Genomic DNA, 16,289 nt, shown 5'->3' with positions numbered 1-16,289 from the left:
AAACCTTGACGACAATTTCATGACCTTGTCCTCTCGATGACAGACATGCCGTCCTAATTGCATTGCCACGTGGATTCAACTAGCCGAAATTCCAGAACTTGGCCACTGAGGGTCAAAAGAATTTCTGCCAATGACCGCCCTTGACATGGGTGCCAGGGAGGACGCGGACTGCTTCGCCCGAAGCCGTTGCCACGTCTGTTGTTGGCCCAGGCCGGATATCGGGGCGGCACTGCTCGACGTCGCCGTTTGACCCATAGCCGACTTCTTTGACTTTCTAAACTCGGGGTAGGTGCCCATACTGGACGTTTATCGGGGTGGCTTCCCCGGGTAGATCAATCGCTGTTTTGCTGAACGTTACCGCGACTGCAATTTCAGAATGGAGACATTCATGAGACGTCGTGATTTTCTGAAACAAACCACAATTGCTGCTACCGCCGGTCTCTCTCTCGGGAGCGTTCGGTCCGACAGTTATAGTCTTATCGGTTCAGCACTTGCCGCCGGCGACGGCGATAACCAGAAGGCAACACTTGAGCAGAAATTTGCCGAGTTTGGAGTTTCCATCAGATATGAAACACTCCCGACGGACGTGATCACGTCGGCCAAGCGCGTGCTTCTCGACACGCTCGGCTGCGCGCTTGGATCAGTAGGATCCGAACCCGCAAATATCGCCGAGGCGACAATTCGCAAGACTTTCGGAGACGGCAATACAGCCACCGTGATCGGCTATCCGCGATCCGCTACCGCAGAAGGCGCACTGTTCGTCAACGGCGTCCTTGTTCGCTCCCTCGACCTGAATGATACCTATATAGGCACTGAGCCACTTCATCCGAGCGAGGTGCTTCCGACGGCCATTGCGCTTTGCGAGGAGAGCGGACGAAGCGGCCGTGATCTCATCGAGGCGATGGTCGCTGGATATGAGACCAGCATGCGCGTCAATGACGCCATTTCCTTCATTGAGCGTGGTTTTCATCCTTTGTGTGCGGCTTCCTACGGGATCCCTGTGATTGCGGGCAAGACCTGGGGACTTCCCCAGGAACTCATCGCCAATGCGGTTGGAATTTCGGGCGCCCGTGGCTTCACAAGCTTTGTCGTCAATAGTGGCGCGATCAGCATGATGAAGGCCATGGGGCTCGCCGCCACTGCGGCCGACGGCGTTTTCGCAACGCGGCTTGCCGCGCAGGGCTTCACCGGCCCGTCCGGCACGCTGGAGTGGCTGGCGTCGAAAATGAAGCCTGCCAAAGAGGGATTTGCCGTCGACCTTGAGCTTGCGCGATACCGTCTGCCGCGCGTGGCATTCAAACGCTTTCCGATCCAAATTGAGTTGCAAGCCGTGGCAGAAGCTGGCGCATCACTCTCTGCGAGGATCAAAGGTCGAGCACAAGATATACGGGCGATCACGGTTGAGACCTATCCCGGGATAATCGAGCGCGTCGCGGATGCCGCGAAATTTCGGCCGCAGACGAAGGGTACCGCCGATCACAGTCTTCCCGTTTGCCTCGCCCTGGCTCTCCTCGATGGTGATGTGACGGTAGCGCAATTCGAAAAGGACCGCTGGCGAGCCCGTGACGTATTGGCGTTGGTGGAGAAGACTTCCGTGAAGCCCGGAGAGGCGCTCATTGCCAAACTCCCCAAGGGGCGTGGCGCAAGCATAGAGATCATCTTCACAGACGGTCAGTCTTTGCGCGAGACAGTGGAAGTTCCCGAAGGCGACGCTGTACGCCCGCTATCGCGATCGTCGCTCGAACGCAAATTCATGAATCTTGCGGTCCCTGTCGTTGGTAAGGCAGGCGCGGAGCGTGTCGCGTCACTTGTCGATGGCCTTGAAGAACTGAAGGATGTCCGCGAATTGGCACGCGCCCTAAAGGGAAGCGGACAGCAAAACCCGGGATGATTGGGGAAAAAGTGCTCCACCGGCGAATTCTATGTCGCTTGATGGCCCGAAGCGGACGTTGCGGCAGCACTGAACGATGTCAGCTTTTGACCCCGAACGGACATCGCCCGTGCCCGCACCGGACGCTCGCCCGATTTGCTTAATGGCACCTTGAGCACTAGCGTCTCAGGTTCCACTCTTGGGCGTCCTAATTTCAGGAAGCGCCAGCACGAGGTGGCTCGTACCGGGAGCGCATAATGAAACGCATTTTTCTCTCGGCTGGCCTTTTGGTGGGTGGCATCGTCATTGGATTGGGCTTGCCCGAGACCATCCGTGCTCAGGTGCCTGGATACGTGACCAAGCAAGTATTCAAGACGGACTTGGTCAATCTACCGGGGCAAGAGGTGATCATCTACGCATCGGAGTGGCCTTCCGGCTTCCGGCTCCCACTGCACCAGCATGAGGAAGGTCACGAGTTCGTTTACGTGATCGAGGGTGAGCAGACTTTTGAAATCGACGGCGTCGGCACCAAGATAGTTAAGGCTGGTGAGGTTGTGTACACGCCACCGAACACAAAGCACTTCGGTCGGAACGCCACGGACAAACCTTCAAAGACGCTAGTGATCCGCATCAAGGCCAAAGACAAGCCCGTGATGAAAGAAGTGAAGTAGTCATCTCGAGGTCGCATCGTTTGACGGCTGCTTCATTTTATGCGCCCTCCGATGTCAGCTTGTGGCCCAGGGCGCGGACATTATGGCGATGCTGACCGATGTCTTCTTCGGCTTGGAGGAGACGGTGCCGGGACATCGCCACTTCCATTCAGGGGTACGCCTTCCGGTGCTGGCGTTCTTGGATGACGTGAGCTTCACGCAACCCTATTCTGGCCGCAGTCGCCGCGGGGGGGCGTTGCGCGCAACGATGATCAAGGCCTGGCTGGACTTTCCGACATACGAGTTGTTTGCCGTTCTCGTCGTCCTCTATGCGGCGACGGGCGCTGCCATCGTCATCGCCAGTTTCAGCCCGGCAACCGCTCAGGCGAGGCGCCGCGTCGAAGGCGTCGTGGCGCCGTTCTTTGGTGCGGTCGGCGTGCTGTTTGCGCTGCTGACCGGATTTCTCGCCAGTGATATTGCCGATCGCAACCGTCAAGCGGCCCGTGCGGTGCAAGCGGAGGCGGGGGAGTTGCGCAACGTCGATGCGCTCAGCATCGCCTCTGCCCTGGACATGCGCAACGTCAGATCCGTCCTTGCCAAATACGTCGCGGCCCTGGTGAACGATGAGTGGCCGGCGATGACGGAGGACCATGAGGCCCGCACAGCCGAGTCCGCCTATAACGCGCTGCTGCAGGAAGTCAGCGATCCCAGGATCGCGCAGAAAGCGGGCGCACCGGTGCAGACCGCCTTGCTCAATGCCGCGGTTCGCGCAGGAAGCGCCCGCTCTGAACGGCTTGCGCTGGCATCCGATCGTACGATCGATGCCAAATGGATCCTGGTGATCGTCCTCGGCGTGGTCACGCAGATGGCGATCGGGCTGGTGCATCTGAACAAGGCCGGTGCGCAGATCACGGCGCTCAGCGTGTTCTCGATCGCCGTGGTGATGGCGCTGGGACTCATTGGCCTGCAGGAGCGTCCGTTCGCTGGGGATGTCCGGGTCGAACCGGGACCTCTTACGGAACTCGCGAACACCATCACGCAATGAGGATGCGGGCGGCTGTTGCCGCGAACGCAACGTATCACGCGAACTGACCCGTCCCGTCATCCTGAGGTGCGAGCCTTGCGGCGCAATTGCGCCGCTGGGTGAGCCTCGAAGGATGCACGGCCCGGCTGGTGGCCGTCGACCCTTCGAGACGCGCTGCGCGCTCCTCAGGGTGACGGAGTTAATGACCGCGCGCAGTGAGCGTGGGCACCAGCATTCGCGCCCGGCGAACTTGCCATTGCCAAACCTCGCATTGACCGCGCCGCCATGGCCGGGCACAGCGTGCGGGCGGTGTCATTGAACGGTCGCAAGAGCCGAAAGGGATACCGCCGCATCGGATTTTGCAGTGCAGCAATGGCGCAAATCAGCCCCTGCTAAAGGGGCAATGGCAATCACCGTTGCTTGTCTGTAATGGTGCGACCGGATGTCTCGGGGCCGGTATTCGTGCTCCGCAATACGCGGGAGGAAACATGCGTAAATTCATATTGGCTGCGGCATCGATCGCGGCTTTGACCTTTGTCGGGCAGGCCTCGGCGCAGTCGCCGATCGTCATCAAGTTCAGCCACGTGGTGGCGTCGGATACGCCGAAGGGCAAGGCGGCCGACAAGTTCAAGGAACTCGCCGAGAAGTACACCGGCGGCAAGGTAAAGGTCGAGGTCTATCCGAACTCGACGCTCTACAAGGACAAGGAAGAGCTCGAGGCACTGCAGCTCGGCGCGGTGCAGATGCTGGCGCCGTCGAACTCGAAGTTCGGCCCGATCGGCATCAAGGAATTCGAAGTCTTCGATCTGCCCTACATCCTCCCCGACCTGAAATCGCTGCGCAAGGTCACCGACGGTCCGCTCGGCGCCCAGCTGCTCAAGAAGCTGGATTCCAAGGGCATGACCGGTCTGGCCTATTGGGACAACGGCTTCAAGCAGATGAGCGCGAACAAGAAGCTGGTCGCGCCCGCCGACTACAAGGGACTGAAATTCCGTATCCAGTCGTCGAAGGTGCTGGAGGCCCAGTTCCGCGCGCTCGGTTCGATTCCGCAGGTGATGGCGTTCTCGGACGTCTACCAGGCGCTGCAGACCGGCGTGGTCGACGGCCAGGAGAACACCTGGTCGAACATCTACACCCAGAAAATGCATGAGGTGCAGAAGTACGCGACCGTCACCAATCACGGCTACATCGGCTACGTCGTGGTCGTGAACAAGAAGTTCTGGGACGGCCTGCCGGCCGACATCCGCGACCAACTCAACAAGGCGATGAAGGAAGCCACCGAGTTCGGCAACAACCAGTCGGCCAAGGAGAACGAGGACGCGCTCGCCGAGATCAAGAAGGCCGGCAAGACCGAGATCATCACCTTGACGCCGGAGCAGGACGAGGCGATGCGCAAGGCGATGATGCCGGTCTACAAGGATGTGGCCTCGCGCGTCGGCCAACCGCTGATCGACGAATTCCTGAAGGAAACGGGCCGCAGCCCGATGAACTAAGGCGGTGTTTGCACCTCGCCCCGCGTGCGGGGAGAGGTCGAAATTCAAGCGCAGCTTGAATTTCGGGTGAGGGGGAGTCTCCGCGAACGCAATTATCAACGTGCGCGCGGAGGGAACCCTTCACCCAACCCTCTCAGGGCGAGCTTCGCTCGTCCCGGCCCCGTAAGAACGGGGAGAGGGAGACAAATGCTCTGGCCGCGGGGGGCGGCCATGTCAGGGGAGATCAATGCTGCTGAAAATTCTGGACCGGCTCGAGGAAATCATCATCGCGAGCCTGATGGGCGCTGCGACGCTTCTGACCTTCATCACGGTCGTGCATCGCTTCCTGGTCGACGTGCCGGTTCTCTATCCGTATCTGTTCGGCATCAACCTCGCATGGTCGCAGGAACTGTGCATCTACATGTTCATCTGGATGGCGAAGTTCGGCGCCGCCTATGGCGTGCGCACCGGCATCCATGTCGGCGTCGATGTGCTGATCAACCGCCTCAATGACCGCTGGCGTAAGATCGTCATCCTGTTCGGGCTGCTCGGCGGCGCGCTGTTCACCGGGATCGTCGGCACCATGGGCGCCAAGTTCGTCTACGAGCTGATGCACACCGACCAGGTGTCGCCCGACCTCGAAATTCCAAGCTGGATCGTCTACGCCTGCATTCCGCTCGGCTCCTATCTGATGTCTTTCCGCTTCCTGCAGGTGTGCTGGAATTACATCCGGACCAATGAGCTGCCGCACCATGACGCCGCCCATGTCGATGGCGTCGAGACCAGCAAGACCGCGCCGATCGCGCTTGGAGAAGCGTGATGAGCGCCGCACTTATTTTCGGACTGCTGTTTGCCCTGATGCTGACGGGCATGCCGATCTCGATTTCGCTCGGCCTGTCGGTGCTCACCTTCCTGTTCACGATGACGGAAGTGCCGATCGAGAGCGTCGGCCTGAAATTGTTCTCAGGGTTGGACAATTTCGGCATCATGGCGATCCCGTTCTTCATCCTGGCCGGCACCTTCCTGACCCGCGGCGGTGTCGCGCGGCGGATGATCGATTTCACGACCTCGCTGGTCGGCCATCTGCCGGGCGGTCTCGGTCTTGCGGGCGTAGCGGCCTGCGCGATGTTCGCGGCGATCTCGGGCTCGAGCGTCGCCACCGTGGTGGCGATCGGCTCGATCATGATGCCCGCGATGGTCGATCATGGCTATCCGAAGCGGTTCGGCGTCGGCGTGATCTCGACCTCGGGTGCGCTCGGCATCCTGGTGCCGCCCTCGATCATCCTGGTGCTCTACGGCGTCTCCACCAACACCTCGATCGGCGCGCTGTTCATGGCCGGCATCGTGCCGGGCATCCTGCTGGCGTTGATGCTGGCCGCGGTGACCTTCTTCGTCGCCCAGCGCAACGGTTATCCGAAGATGCCGAAGGCGACCATCGGCCAACAATTCAAGGCGTTCCGCGAGAGCATCTGGGGCCTGTCGCTGATCGTCATCGTGCTCGGCGGCATCTATGGCGGCATCTTCACGCCGACCGAAGCGGCGGCGGTCGCCGCCACCTACGCCTTCTTCATCACCGTGTTCGTCTACAAGGAGCTGAAGCTCTCCGAGGTGCCGAAGGTGCTGCTGCAGGCGGCGAGCATGAGCTCGATGCTGCTCTACATCATCACCAACGCGGTGCTGTTCTCGTTCCTGATGACGCATGAGCAGATCCCGCAGGAGATGGCGGCCTGGATCATCGACAAGAATTTCTCGGTCTGGATGTTCCTGCTCGTGGTCAACGTCATCCTGCTGCTCGCCGGCAACGTGATGGATCCGTCGTCGATCCTCCTGATCATGGCGCCGATCCTGTTTCCGCTGGCGACCAAGCTCGGCGTGCATCCGGTGCATCTCGGCATCCTGATGATCGTCAACACCGAGGTCGGGCTGTGCCATCCGCCGGTCGGGCTCAACCTCTACATCGCGAGCAGCATCGCCAAGATGGGCATCAGCGAGATCACGATCTCGGTGCTGCCGTGGCTATGCGCGATGCTGGTGTTCCTCGGCCTGATCACCTACGTGCCGGAGATCTCGCTGTGGCTGCCGCGGCTGTTGGGAATGATCCAGTGACAACAAGAAACCAAAGCGCGATCTCGCGCTTTGGATGTTTCTGACGGGCAATGAAGCGGATTACATCTTGGCAAGAAAGGTCTCTCTGTCCAATCCGTAAGTTGAAGGCGAGGGGCGGCGGCAGCATCTTCAAGCAACCTTCAAAGGAGGTTCGGATGAAGAAAGTTCTGCTCGCCGGCATCGCGGCGCTCACGATTGCCGGTTCAACCGCGGTCTATGCCCAGCATCGTCCGTGGTTCCATGGCCAGACGCGGATGAGCCCCGAAGATCGGGCCGCTTTCCTCGACGCGCGCATTGCCGCGGTGCACGCCGGGCTAAAGCTGACCGCCGATCAGGAGAAGCTGTGGCCGCCGGTCGAAACCGCGGTGCGCGACTTCGCCAAGATGCGGCTTGATCGCGCCAACGCGCGGATGGCTGCGGAGAAGAGCGATGCGGACAAGGCCGCCAAGCCGGATGATCCGATCACGCGGCTGCGCGAGCGTGCCGACAACATGGCCGCAACCGCGACGTCGCTGAAGAAGATCGCCGATACCGCCGATCCGCTCTACAAGACGCTCGACGACAACCAGAAGCGGCGGCTGACCATGCTCACCCACATGGAAGGACGCGGCTTCGGCGCCGAGGGCTGGCGCCGCCATCGCCTCGAGCGTGGCATGGACCGCTGGGAGCATGGCGGCCGCGACCATCATTTCGACCGCGATGACGGTCCGGATCAGGAACGCTCCGGCCGGCTCTGAGAGCCAGCCGCCGACATCCTCGCCAAGCCTATGAAAGGCCGCCGGAATCCGACGGCCTTTCGGTTGTCAGAAAGTCGGGAAAAGTTGCTTGAGCTTGCTGGACATCGCGGAATCGCTTTGCTAAACGACGGCCTCTCTTGCGAGGGTCATTTCCGGACAAGTTCCGGGCGCATAGCTCAGTTGGTAGAGCAGCTGACTCTTAATCAGCGGGTCCCAGGTTCGAGCCCTGGTGCGCCCACCAAGCTTTTCAATAGCTTAGGTTAGCCCTCGTAGTTGTCATTCCGACAAGCAGCCGCGGTTATTCCGACAAACCGGCTGCTTTTGTTCGCTCCTCGCGACGCTTCCTGGTCCCCAGATCAGCTGTTTGCGGGTTCGCTTTGCATAGGTCGGCAATTGCCGTGCAGACCTGTGGCGGCCGGCTGCGCGCAGTTCCGCGTCAGTCAGGTCGCTGTCGGCCCCCTCGGTGAAGCCGCCGTGGCGGAACGAGGTGAATGAAAGTTCACCTCGAATGCCGGCCGCGGCGACGATGTCTTTCGCGACGCTGCGCAGGTATCGGAGATCCTTGCGCTCGGTTATCCACGGTAGCGGAGTACGCGACTTGCGGTGCGCATGATCGCGCCTGAAGACCAGACCCGAAACCGTGACCTGCTTGATGGCATCAAGCTCGGCCATCAGTTCGGGGAAAAGTGCTTCGCCCCGATCATCGAACAGGGGCCACCAGGCTTCCTCGCCATTCTTAGGGTGCACGATCTTCACGCTATTGGACCGCTCCTTGGGGCGATAGTGCGCGATCTCAAAGGCGCCGATGCGCTGGCCCGTGGATACGATCGTCCGCTCAGGAAAGGCGCGTTGTATCGGCGGATCAAACTTTCTCTCCTACCGTCTGGCAAAAGCACTAGGACGCCAGGACACGCTGGGCGAATCGACCGGACGGTGTTTAGTCTCACTGCGCCTCACGCCGCACGAAGAGCTCGCACGTAACACCGTCGTTCGGCCGACAAGTTGCGCTTGTCGTCAACTTCTACGGCGCAGATCAGCCGGCCCGCTCAGGCACCATTCAGCGATGCCAACGCCCTGCTGACCTCGGTCTTAACCAGATGCTTGCGATAATCCGCCGAGGCGTAATGGTCTGACAGGCACTCAGCCTGTTCGCCGGCAAGCAATGCGGCCATTGCGATGTTTTCAGTCGATAGCGGCTTGCCGATCAGATGCGTGCTCGCAGAATCGGCCGCAAAGGCCCGGCTAGTCGCTCCGGTGATGGCGATCATGGCTTCTGAAACGATGTCGTCGCGCAAGCACAGCGTGGCGGCGACACCGACCACGGCATAGCCGCTGGCCGGATGGCGTATCTTGCGATACCGGAATTTCGCGCCGGGGTTCGGACGTGGCATATGGATAGCAACGAGCACTTCTCCTGGCTCGAGTGCGGTGGTCATGATATCGACGAAGAAGTCCCTTGCCGCGATACGCCTGCGTCTGGTCGGGCCGGCCAGCTCCAGTTCGCCCTTCAGCGCGATGACGACCGCCGGCCAGTCGGCCGCAGGATCGGCGTTTGCCAGTGAACCGCCAATCGTGCCGCGATTACGCACTTGCGGGTCGGCGATCATGTCGGCGGCTTGATGGAAGATCGGCAGCACCTCTCGCAGAGGTTTTGAAGCCAGCAGTTCGGCATGCGTGGTCAGGGCGCCGATCCTGATGCGGTCGGCAACTTCGATTCCTCTTAACTCATCGATGCCGCTGATATCGATCAACAGCGCGGGCGATGCCAACCGCAATTTCAACGTCGGAATCAGCGTATGGCCACCGGCCACGAGCTTGTTGCCGTCGGGGTCGTCTTGCAGCAGGCCGATGGCGTGAGAGAGCGACGTTGCACGGACATAGTCGAATGAGGCCGGGATCATCGGTCTGCTCCGGCGCGTGCCTTCTGGATCGCCGACCAGACTCGCGGCGGCGTCATCGGCATATCCAGATGTTTGATCCCGAACGGTGAAAGCGCATCGAGCACGGCGTGAACCATGCATGGGGGTGCTGCGATCGATCCGCTCTCGCCGATGCCCTTGACGCCGATCGGGTTGGTCGGCGAGGGTGTCTCCTGAAACAGCGATCGTATGCTGGGAACGTGCTCCGCGCGGGGCACTGCATAATCCAACAGCGATCCCGTCATCAATTGCCCGGTATCGGCATCGTAGCTGACTTCTTCATAGAGCGCCTGCGCGATGCCTTGCACGACGCCGCCATGAATCTGTCCGGCGGCAAGCAGCGGATTGATGATAGTGCCGGCATCATCAACGGCGACATAATCGAGAATGTCGACGATTCCGGTCTCCGGATCGACGTCGACATAGGCCATGTGGACGCCCGAAGGCGCGCCCATGCCCTTCGGATCGTAAAACACGGTCTCGTCGAGACCCGGCTCCATTCCATCCGGAAGCTTATGGCCGACATGCGCCATCCTCGCCACTGTGCCGAACTTCAAAGACGCGATGTCGGTTCCGGGGACACTGAACTTGCCGGCCTGATAGGAAACATCCGCTTCATCGACTTCGAGCATGCCCGCGGCAATCTTTTTCGCCTTGGCGACGACGCGGGTAGAGGAGACGTGAACGCCGGATCCGCCCACCGCCATCGACCGCGAGTTGAAAGTGCCATGACCGGCCTGGACTTGCCGCGTGTCGCCTTGCACCACGTCGATGTCTTCGATCGGAATCTGCAGGACGTCTGCGGCAATCTGCGCCAGTGATGTGACATGGCCGTGGCCCTGACTCATGGATCCCGAGAAGATTGTCACCCGGCCGCTTGAATCCACGCTGACCCGGGCGCTTTCCCAGCCGCCACGGTTGAAGCCGATCAGCGAGAGCCGGCGTGACGGCGCCATACCGCACATGTGGGTATAGGCCGCAACGCCAATGCCGCGATAACGGCCTTTGGCGCGCAATTGATCGCGTTCGGCGCTGCGGAAGTCGTAGTTGAAGGCTTCCATCGCTTTGACGAGGCAGCCTTCATAATTGCCGCTGTCGTAGATCGTGGCGGGTCCGCTATAGGGCCGATACGGAAAGTCGGCGGGCTGAATGAAATTAAGCCGGCGCACCTCTACCTGGTCGAGATTGAGATGGCGTGCGACCGCATCGATCGCGCGTTCGGCGATGTAGGCCCCCTCGGGCCGGCCATATCCGCGATAGGCATCAACCGGCACGGTGTTCGTCACAACCACCCTGGAGCGCGCCTCGTAGTGCTCGATCTTGTAGGCGCCGGTCCCGAAATTGATCGTGTTCACGGTGGGGCCGCCTGATGCCATGTTCGACAGATAGGCGCCGACATTGCCCAGTGTCTCGACCTTCAGACCGAGGATCTTGCCGTCGTTGCGGAAGGCTATCTCAAGCGCCTCGGTATGCGCCCGGCCATGGTTGGTGGATTGATGGCTTTCGGAGCGCGATTCCCACCATTTGACGGGCACGCCGAGGAGCCGCGCCAGATACGGGCAGAGGAGTTCCTCCGGATAGAGGTGCATTTTTGCGCCGAAGCCGCCGCCGATGTCGGGCGCCACGATCCGCAATTGATGTTCGGAAATGCCGACGGTGTCGGCGATCCAGCGGCGATGCATGTGCGGCACCTGGCTCTGGAGGTAGACTGTCAGGCTACCGTCGACATTTGGCTCGGCCAGGATGGAGCGCGTCTCCATGCAGGTCGGGATCAGGCGGTTGTTGGCGACGCGAAGCGTGATGACCTGGTCGGCCTCCCGCGCAGCCTTGCCATAGTCGCCACCGCCGATCTTGTAGATCGTGGTGATATTGTTGGGCACGTTGTCGTGGAGTTGCGGCGCGCTGTCGCGGATCGCCGCTTCCTCGTCGACGACGGAGGGAAGCGTTTCGTAGTCGACATCGATCAGCCCGATGGCATCGTGCGCCATCGCCTGGGTTTCGGCGACGACGAGTGCGACGCATTCGCCGACGAAACGAACCCGGTCGATGGCGACGACGGGCCGGTCTGGCACCTTCGTGCCGGGTATGATCCAGTTGGGAACGATCGAGCCGATCTTGCCGGCGAGATCGGTGCCTGACAAGGCGAGGCGGACGCCCGGCGCCGCTTTTGCCGCCATTAGATCGACGTGCTTGATGATTGCATGCGCATGCGGCGATCGCAGCACGGCAATATGCAGCATGCCCGGTGCCTTGATGTCGTCGCTGTAACGTCCCTTGCCGGTAACGAACTTGAAGTCTTCACGCCGTCGCAAGGGCTGACCGACATATCTGATCGCGGTTGTGTCAGTCATGGCGAGGCGCCTCCGAGGCAAGGGATTGAACCGCGCGAACGATGTTGTTGTAGCCGGTACAGCGGCAGATGTTGCCGGCGAGGCCGTGACGGATTTCGCTTTCGGTCGGATTCGGATTCTGCCCAAGCATCTGGCGGACGCTCATGATCATCCCCGGCGTGCAGAAACCGCATTGCAGGGCGTGGTGCTCATGGAAAGCTGCCTGCACCGGATGCAACGCCCCGCCGCCGCGCGCGAGCCCTTCGATTGTCGTGATCGACGAGCCGCTGGTCATCACAGCCAGAACCGTGCAGGATTTGACGGCCTGTCCGTCGATATCGACGGTGCATGCACCGCATTGCGACGTGTCGCAACCAACATGGGTTCCCGTGAGGCCGAGATCGTCGCGGAGCAAGTGAACCAGAAGCTTGCGGGCTTCAACCGAAGCGGTCCGGCGTACGCCATTCACGTCGACTGTCACAACGTGAAGCTCTTCGGTGTGGTCAGTCATTGTTTTCTCCGACGGTCCAATCATGAGAATCTGACGTCGGCGATATCTATCGCCACGAACACCGGATCGGGAACCGCGGTGCCGTCTGCATTCCGGCGGACCGCTCGCCGCTTCGTCGCCACCTTGATTCCGGAAAAATCACGATGGTCGTCGAGGTAATGCGCCGTCGGTACGCCACCGGCAACGGCCGCGCTGTAGTCCATCCGGCAGATCAAGCCTTCACCATTGATGTGGAAAACCTGCTCGGCGCAATGCGTCGCGATATGATCCGGAAAGGTGACCTTGAGCCGCCTGCGTGTTTCGCCGTTCTCATCCCAGGGCTCGATTTCTTCAGCGCGAAATCCGGGCAGCGCGAAGATAAAGGGCGTATTGAGGTAATTCCACATCGCGTAGCCGCTGAAATAAGCAAGATGCAATTCGTCCCACCGGGTCTCGACGGTATGGCCGTCAAACGCGGCGCGGGGATTTTTGCGATCCTTGACGGATTTGCCGTCGAGCGTTTCGATGACGGTATGGTCGGGGGTGCATGAACTGCGCATACCTTCGCCGAGGAAGGGGTGGTAGCTGATCCATTGTTTGCCGGTGGCGGCCGTGACGCGGACGTTCTTCAGCGCCACCGGCCACCCCTTTCGTGCCCAAAGGCCGCCGCTGATCGACATGTCGCCTTCGATGGCTTTCACATTATTCCAGCGTTCGATGCCGCCGTGGGCATCGATGACAAGGTCGCGAAGCTCGCGCATGATCATGGTTCCATTCCGTCGAAATTGGTGGCCCCCATAGACGGGGGCTGGCCTGCGGAAGCGAAGATAGCCGTCGACAATTAGTCACTCTAATGATAAGAGTTAATAAGAGGCAAGCGTTTTATGAAGTCGAAGAGCTTTGATGGGATGGCGTGCTCGATCGCCGGCGTCATGGACGCGATCGGTGATCGCTGGGCCGTCTTGATCCTGCGCGATCTGTCGCTCGGGCTCAGCCGGTACGAGGACCTGCGCCGCTCCACCGGCGTAACCAACGCGACCTTGTCCGATCGGCTAAAGCACCTTGAGGGCCACGAATTGGTCGAGCGGCGCCAATACCAGACCAATCCCGAGCGATACGAGTACTGTCTGACTGCGAAGGGCCGGGACACCATCCTTGTGCTGCAGGCGCTGTTACAGGTGGGGGACAAATGGGCGGTTTCCGGGGACGCGGGGCCGCCACTCAAATTCGTCGATCGAAAAACCGGGCACCCGGTGAAGCTTGCGAGGGTCGACAGCGAGACCGGGCAAGCCATCAGGCTTCAGGACGTGCAGCCGCAAGCAGGCCCCGGCGCCGATGAACTGGTGCGGTGGCGCCTGACCCATTTCCGGAAATAAGAGCCGGCGAACCTGCCTCTGGTCTGCAAGCCGCGCCGCACAGCCTTTGTGAAATGATTGGTATCATTTAATTCGCCATCATGACTTGCAAATTGAAAGTCATGATGTAAGCTCGCCGCAACGAAAGAGCAGCGCGCATCGTAGCGTTCAACCAGGGAGGTGTGTGGTGTCCGAGGATGCACTGATTACGCGCGAGCAGCGCGGCAATACTTCCGTATTGACCATGGTCTATCGGCCCTACAATTTGCTTGGACCAAAGCTCATCAATGCCGTCGTCGAGCAGGTCGAAGAGGCGCAAAAAGCCGGTAGCCGGGCGATCGTCCTTCGCAGCGGGCTTCGACATTTTTCCGCCGGCGCCGATCTCGATATTTTCGACAAGCGCGTGGAGCAAGGCAGTGGCGAATCAAGCAGCGAGAACCGCCGCCTGAACGGTGTCGAGTTTCTCCGCTTCATGGAATTGCTGCCGATCCCGTTGATCGCGAGCATCCATGGCGTCTGTCTCGGCGGTGGCCTCGAGCTGGCGCTGTCTTGCGACTACATCATCGCGGCGTCGTCGGCGAAGATCGGTTCGGTGGAGGCTACGCTTGGACTGCATCCATTGCTGGGCGGCATCCAGCGTCAGGTGCAGCGGATCGGTGCACTGCGCGCCAAGGAGATGTCGATGCTGGCGCGTCGCTATGATGCGCCAACCCTGGAAAAGTGGGGCCTGATCAATCTTACCGTTCCGGAAGAATCGCTGGAGAAGGCGACCATGGCGGTCGCCGAGGAATTCGCGCAAGGTCCGACGCTGGCCCACGCGGCGACCAAGGAGCTGGCCCACATCGCCGTCAACGACGGGGTGGCCGCGGCCGACGAGGCCATGGCAAGAGTGCAGGCGCCGATCTGGGCGTCGGATGATCTGAAAGCCGGCCTTGCCTCGTTCCGTAAGAACGGCCCTGGCCTTGCCAAATTCGCGGGGCGCTGATCATGAGTGGTCCTCTCAGCGGAATTCGCGTCGTCGACTTTTCCCGTGTGCTCGCAGGTCCGCTGTGCGCGCGGACCTTGCAGGACCTCGGCGCCGAGGTCGTCAAGGTCGAGCCGCCAAGCCCGGACGTGTCGCGCTTTGCGTTTCCATCCACCGACGGCATGTCGGGCTATTATGCGCAGCAGAACGCCGGCAAGCGCAACGTCAGCATCAATCTGAACGTACCTGGCGCCTATGATCTGGCGCTGAAGCTCTGCGATAGCGCCGATATCGTGGTGGAGAATTTTCGCGCGGGAACGCTCGGCTTCTTCGGCCTTGACTACGCGACCCTGTCGACGCGAAATCCGCGGTTGATCTACGCGTCGATCACTGGTTACGGCCAGGGTGGCCCCTGGCGCAGCCGGATGGCCTATGCTCCGACGGTGCAGGCTGAGGCCGGCTTTACCGAGAATAGTGTTCGGCACTATGGCGAGGCCTTGACAGAGCCGCGCACGGACAGTCTGTCGCATGCCGACGTCTATGCTGGATTGCAGGCGGTGATCGCCATCCTCGCGGCACTCCACAGTCGGCAGACAACCGGGCAGGGCCAGTATATTGACGTGGCGATGGCAGCGACCTTGCTTGCGGTCAATGAACGCGCGCATGTCGATCTGTCGGATGAGGACATCGGTGCAGAGCCTGCAGTGCTCGGCGCCACTGATTGCTCCTTTTTCACGGGGCCGAGGGGTGAGCATTTCACCGTCGCCACCAGCATTATCGGCAGCCGGACGTTTCCGTCCTGGCTGCGTGCGATGCGGCGCGTCGATCTGATGGACGACCCGCGGTTTTCGAGCGCCGCGGCCCGGCGGCTGAATTTCGGCGCGTTGCGTCAGATCATCCAGTCCTGGATGCTGACATTCCCGGATATGGCGACGCTCGACGCACAGTTCGACGAGGCGAAGATCGCGATGGGCGAAATTCGCTCGATCAAGGAGCTGACGAAATCGGACTGGAGCGACTACTGGGGAGCGGTCCAGCTCGTGCCGGATCGCAGCGGCGGCGAATACAAATTGCCGGGCCGCCCCTGGCGCTTTTCCGGGGATGAACTGACACCTATTGGCACGCCGGCTTTCCAAGGCGAACACAACAAGGAGGTATTCCGCGAGCTCGGCGTGAGCGAGGCGGAACTGCAAAGGCTTTCTGAGACCGGGGTACTCGTGACGCACCGTCGCGCCCTTGAGCCGGAAGTCGCGGCCAAACCACCGCAGCCGGCTGGGCAGGCGGCTTGATCCCTGGCACAACGGCCTAAGGATCGAAGAAGGGGAGGCGGACCGCACTTCCCTCCTGCTATAAGTGATCGGGAATCACCGGA

The 16,289-nt window shown here is 60.9% G+C and carries 15 protein-coding genes and 1 tRNA gene; 11 read left to right on the top strand and 5 right to left on the bottom strand.

The annotated features are described in order from the left end of the window. The first annotated feature begins 388 nt into the window (after positions 1-388). The 8 genes from ACVIGA_RS09230 to ACVIGA_RS09195 all read left to right on the top strand — a co-directional run bounded on the left by ACVIGA_RS09230 (position 389) and on the right by ACVIGA_RS09195 (position 8,100). Positions 389-1,891, top strand: a complete 1,503-nt coding sequence (locus ACVIGA_RS09230; RefSeq protein WP_456666140.1) for an MmgE/PrpD family protein — start codon at positions 389-391, stop codon at positions 1,889-1,891. A 236-nt stretch (positions 1,892-2,127) separates the two neighbouring features. After that, a complete protein-coding gene (locus ACVIGA_RS09225) occupies positions 2,128-2,541 on the top strand; it encodes a cupin domain-containing protein (RefSeq protein ID WP_456666139.1) in 414 nt (137 codons plus the stop codon). Positions 2,542-2,623: 82 nt separating this feature from the next. Beyond that, positions 2,624-3,565 (top strand): bestrophin-like domain, encoded by a 942-nt coding sequence (locus ACVIGA_RS09220; RefSeq protein WP_456666138.1) that lies wholly within the window; start codon positions 2,624-2,626, stop codon positions 3,563-3,565. A 467-nt stretch (positions 3,566-4,032) separates the two neighbouring features. Next, positions 4,033-5,037, top strand: coding sequence for a TRAP transporter substrate-binding protein (locus tag ACVIGA_RS09215; protein WP_456666137.1), 1,005 nt, complete (start codon positions 4,033-4,035; stop codon positions 5,035-5,037). A gap of 226 nt (positions 5,038-5,263) precedes the next feature. Next, complete coding sequence (locus ACVIGA_RS09210; protein WP_223975637.1) at positions 5,264-5,836, top strand: TRAP transporter small permease; 573 nt, start codon at positions 5,264-5,266, stop codon at positions 5,834-5,836. After that, positions 5,836-7,122, top strand: coding sequence for a TRAP transporter large permease (locus ACVIGA_RS09205; protein WP_456666136.1), 1,287 nt, complete (start codon positions 5,836-5,838; stop codon positions 7,120-7,122). Before ACVIGA_RS09210 ends, ACVIGA_RS09205 begins: the two co-directional genes overlap by 1 nt. A 155-nt stretch (positions 7,123-7,277) precedes the next feature. Beyond that, entirely contained in the window at positions 7,278-7,859 is a 582-nt protein-coding gene (locus tag ACVIGA_RS09200) for a Spy/CpxP family protein refolding chaperone (protein WP_223975640.1), read from the top strand. Positions 7,860-8,024: 165 nt separating this feature from the next. Beyond that, positions 8,025-8,100, top strand: a tRNA-Lys gene (locus ACVIGA_RS09195). A gap of 35 nt (positions 8,101-8,135) precedes the next feature. Here the strand turns inward: ACVIGA_RS09195 and ACVIGA_RS09190 are convergent. The 5 genes from ACVIGA_RS09190 to ACVIGA_RS09170 all read right to left on the bottom strand — a co-directional run bounded on the left by ACVIGA_RS09190 (position 8,136) and on the right by ACVIGA_RS09170 (position 13,365). Continuing rightward, positions 8,136-8,615 (bottom strand): hypothetical protein, encoded by a 480-nt coding sequence (locus ACVIGA_RS09190; protein WP_456666135.1) that lies wholly within the window; start codon positions 8,613-8,615, stop codon positions 8,136-8,138. Between the two features lie 290 nt (positions 8,616-8,905). Next, the gene (locus tag ACVIGA_RS09185; protein ID WP_456666134.1) at positions 8,906-9,760 is read right to left on the bottom strand and encodes an FAD binding domain-containing protein; all 855 of its coding nucleotides are present in this window, start codon (positions 9,758-9,760) and stop codon (positions 8,906-8,908) included. Further along, positions 9,757-12,129, bottom strand: a complete 2,373-nt coding sequence (locus ACVIGA_RS09180; protein WP_456666133.1) for a xanthine dehydrogenase family protein molybdopterin-binding subunit — start codon at positions 12,127-12,129, stop codon at positions 9,757-9,759. Before ACVIGA_RS09180 ends, ACVIGA_RS09185 begins: the two co-directional genes overlap by 4 nt. Beyond that, positions 12,122-12,619, bottom strand: a complete 498-nt coding sequence (locus ACVIGA_RS09175; protein ID WP_223975644.1) for a (2Fe-2S)-binding protein — start codon at positions 12,617-12,619, stop codon at positions 12,122-12,124. Before ACVIGA_RS09175 ends, ACVIGA_RS09180 begins: the two co-directional genes overlap by 8 nt. A 20-nt stretch (positions 12,620-12,639) precedes the next feature. Beyond that, complete coding sequence (locus tag ACVIGA_RS09170) at positions 12,640-13,365, bottom strand: hypothetical protein (protein ID WP_456666132.1); 726 nt, start codon at positions 13,363-13,365, stop codon at positions 12,640-12,642. A gap of 117 nt (positions 13,366-13,482) precedes the next feature. Here ACVIGA_RS09170 and ACVIGA_RS09165 point away from each other — a divergent pair, with 117 nt between their 5' ends. From ACVIGA_RS09165 to ACVIGA_RS09155, 3 genes are all read left to right on the top strand, one after another. Next, the gene (locus tag ACVIGA_RS09165) at positions 13,483-13,974 is read left to right on the top strand and encodes a winged helix-turn-helix transcriptional regulator (RefSeq protein ID WP_456666131.1); all 492 of its coding nucleotides are present in this window, start codon (positions 13,483-13,485) and stop codon (positions 13,972-13,974) included. Between the two features lie 163 nt (positions 13,975-14,137). Further along, positions 14,138-14,938: an enoyl-CoA hydratase/isomerase family protein gene (locus tag ACVIGA_RS09160; RefSeq protein WP_456666130.1), complete on the top strand. Its 801-nt coding sequence runs from the start codon at positions 14,138-14,140 to the stop codon at positions 14,936-14,938. Positions 14,939-14,940: 2 nt separating this feature from the next. Further along, positions 14,941-16,206 (top strand): CaiB/BaiF CoA transferase family protein, encoded by a 1,266-nt coding sequence (locus tag ACVIGA_RS09155; protein ID WP_456666129.1) that lies wholly within the window; start codon positions 14,941-14,943, stop codon positions 16,204-16,206. Positions 16,207-16,289 lie beyond the last annotated feature (83 nt).

The organism is Bradyrhizobium sp. USDA 3240 (assembly GCF_054063295.1).
This window is presented reverse-complemented; position numbering and strand designations above follow the sequence as displayed.

What these genes read in the sequence shown, in the direction of transcription:
- ACVIGA_RS09200 (WP_223975640.1), top strand. Translation starts at nt 7,278, where the DNA reads ATGAAGAAAGTTCTGCTCGCCGGCATCGCGGCGCTCACGATTGCCGGT.
- ACVIGA_RS09215 (WP_456666137.1), top strand. Translation starts at nt 4,033, where the DNA reads ATGCGTAAATTCATATTGGCTGCGGCATCGATCGCGGCTTTGACCTTT.
- ACVIGA_RS09155 (WP_456666129.1), top strand. Translation starts at nt 14,941, where the DNA reads ATGAGTGGTCCTCTCAGCGGAATTCGCGTCGTCGACTTTTCCCGTGTG.
- ACVIGA_RS09205 (WP_456666136.1), top strand. Translation starts at nt 5,836, where the DNA reads ATGAGCGCCGCACTTATTTTCGGACTGCTGTTTGCCCTGATGCTGACG.
- ACVIGA_RS09220 (WP_456666138.1), top strand. Translation starts at nt 2,624, where the DNA reads ATGGCGATGCTGACCGATGTCTTCTTCGGCTTGGAGGAGACGGTGCCG.
- ACVIGA_RS09185 (WP_456666134.1), bottom strand. Translation starts at nt 9,760, where the DNA reads ATGATCCCGGCCTCATTCGACTATGTCCGTGCAACGTCGCTCTCTCAC.
- ACVIGA_RS09170 (WP_456666132.1), bottom strand. Translation starts at nt 13,365, where the DNA reads ATGATCATGCGCGAGCTTCGCGACCTTGTCATCGATGCCCACGGCGGC.
- ACVIGA_RS09180 (WP_456666133.1), bottom strand. Translation starts at nt 12,129, where the DNA reads ATGACTGACACAACCGCGATCAGATATGTCGGTCAGCCCTTGCGACGG.
- ACVIGA_RS09175 (WP_223975644.1), bottom strand. Translation starts at nt 12,619, where the DNA reads ATGACTGACCACACCGAAGAGCTTCACGTTGTGACAGTCGACGTGAAT.
- ACVIGA_RS09225 (WP_456666139.1), top strand. Translation starts at nt 2,128, where the DNA reads ATGAAACGCATTTTTCTCTCGGCTGGCCTTTTGGTGGGTGGCATCGTC.
- ACVIGA_RS09230 (WP_456666140.1), top strand. Translation starts at nt 389, where the DNA reads ATGAGACGTCGTGATTTTCTGAAACAAACCACAATTGCTGCTACCGCC.
- ACVIGA_RS09210 (WP_223975637.1), top strand. Translation starts at nt 5,264, where the DNA reads ATGCTGCTGAAAATTCTGGACCGGCTCGAGGAAATCATCATCGCGAGC.
- ACVIGA_RS09165 (WP_456666131.1), top strand. Translation starts at nt 13,483, where the DNA reads ATGAAGTCGAAGAGCTTTGATGGGATGGCGTGCTCGATCGCCGGCGTC.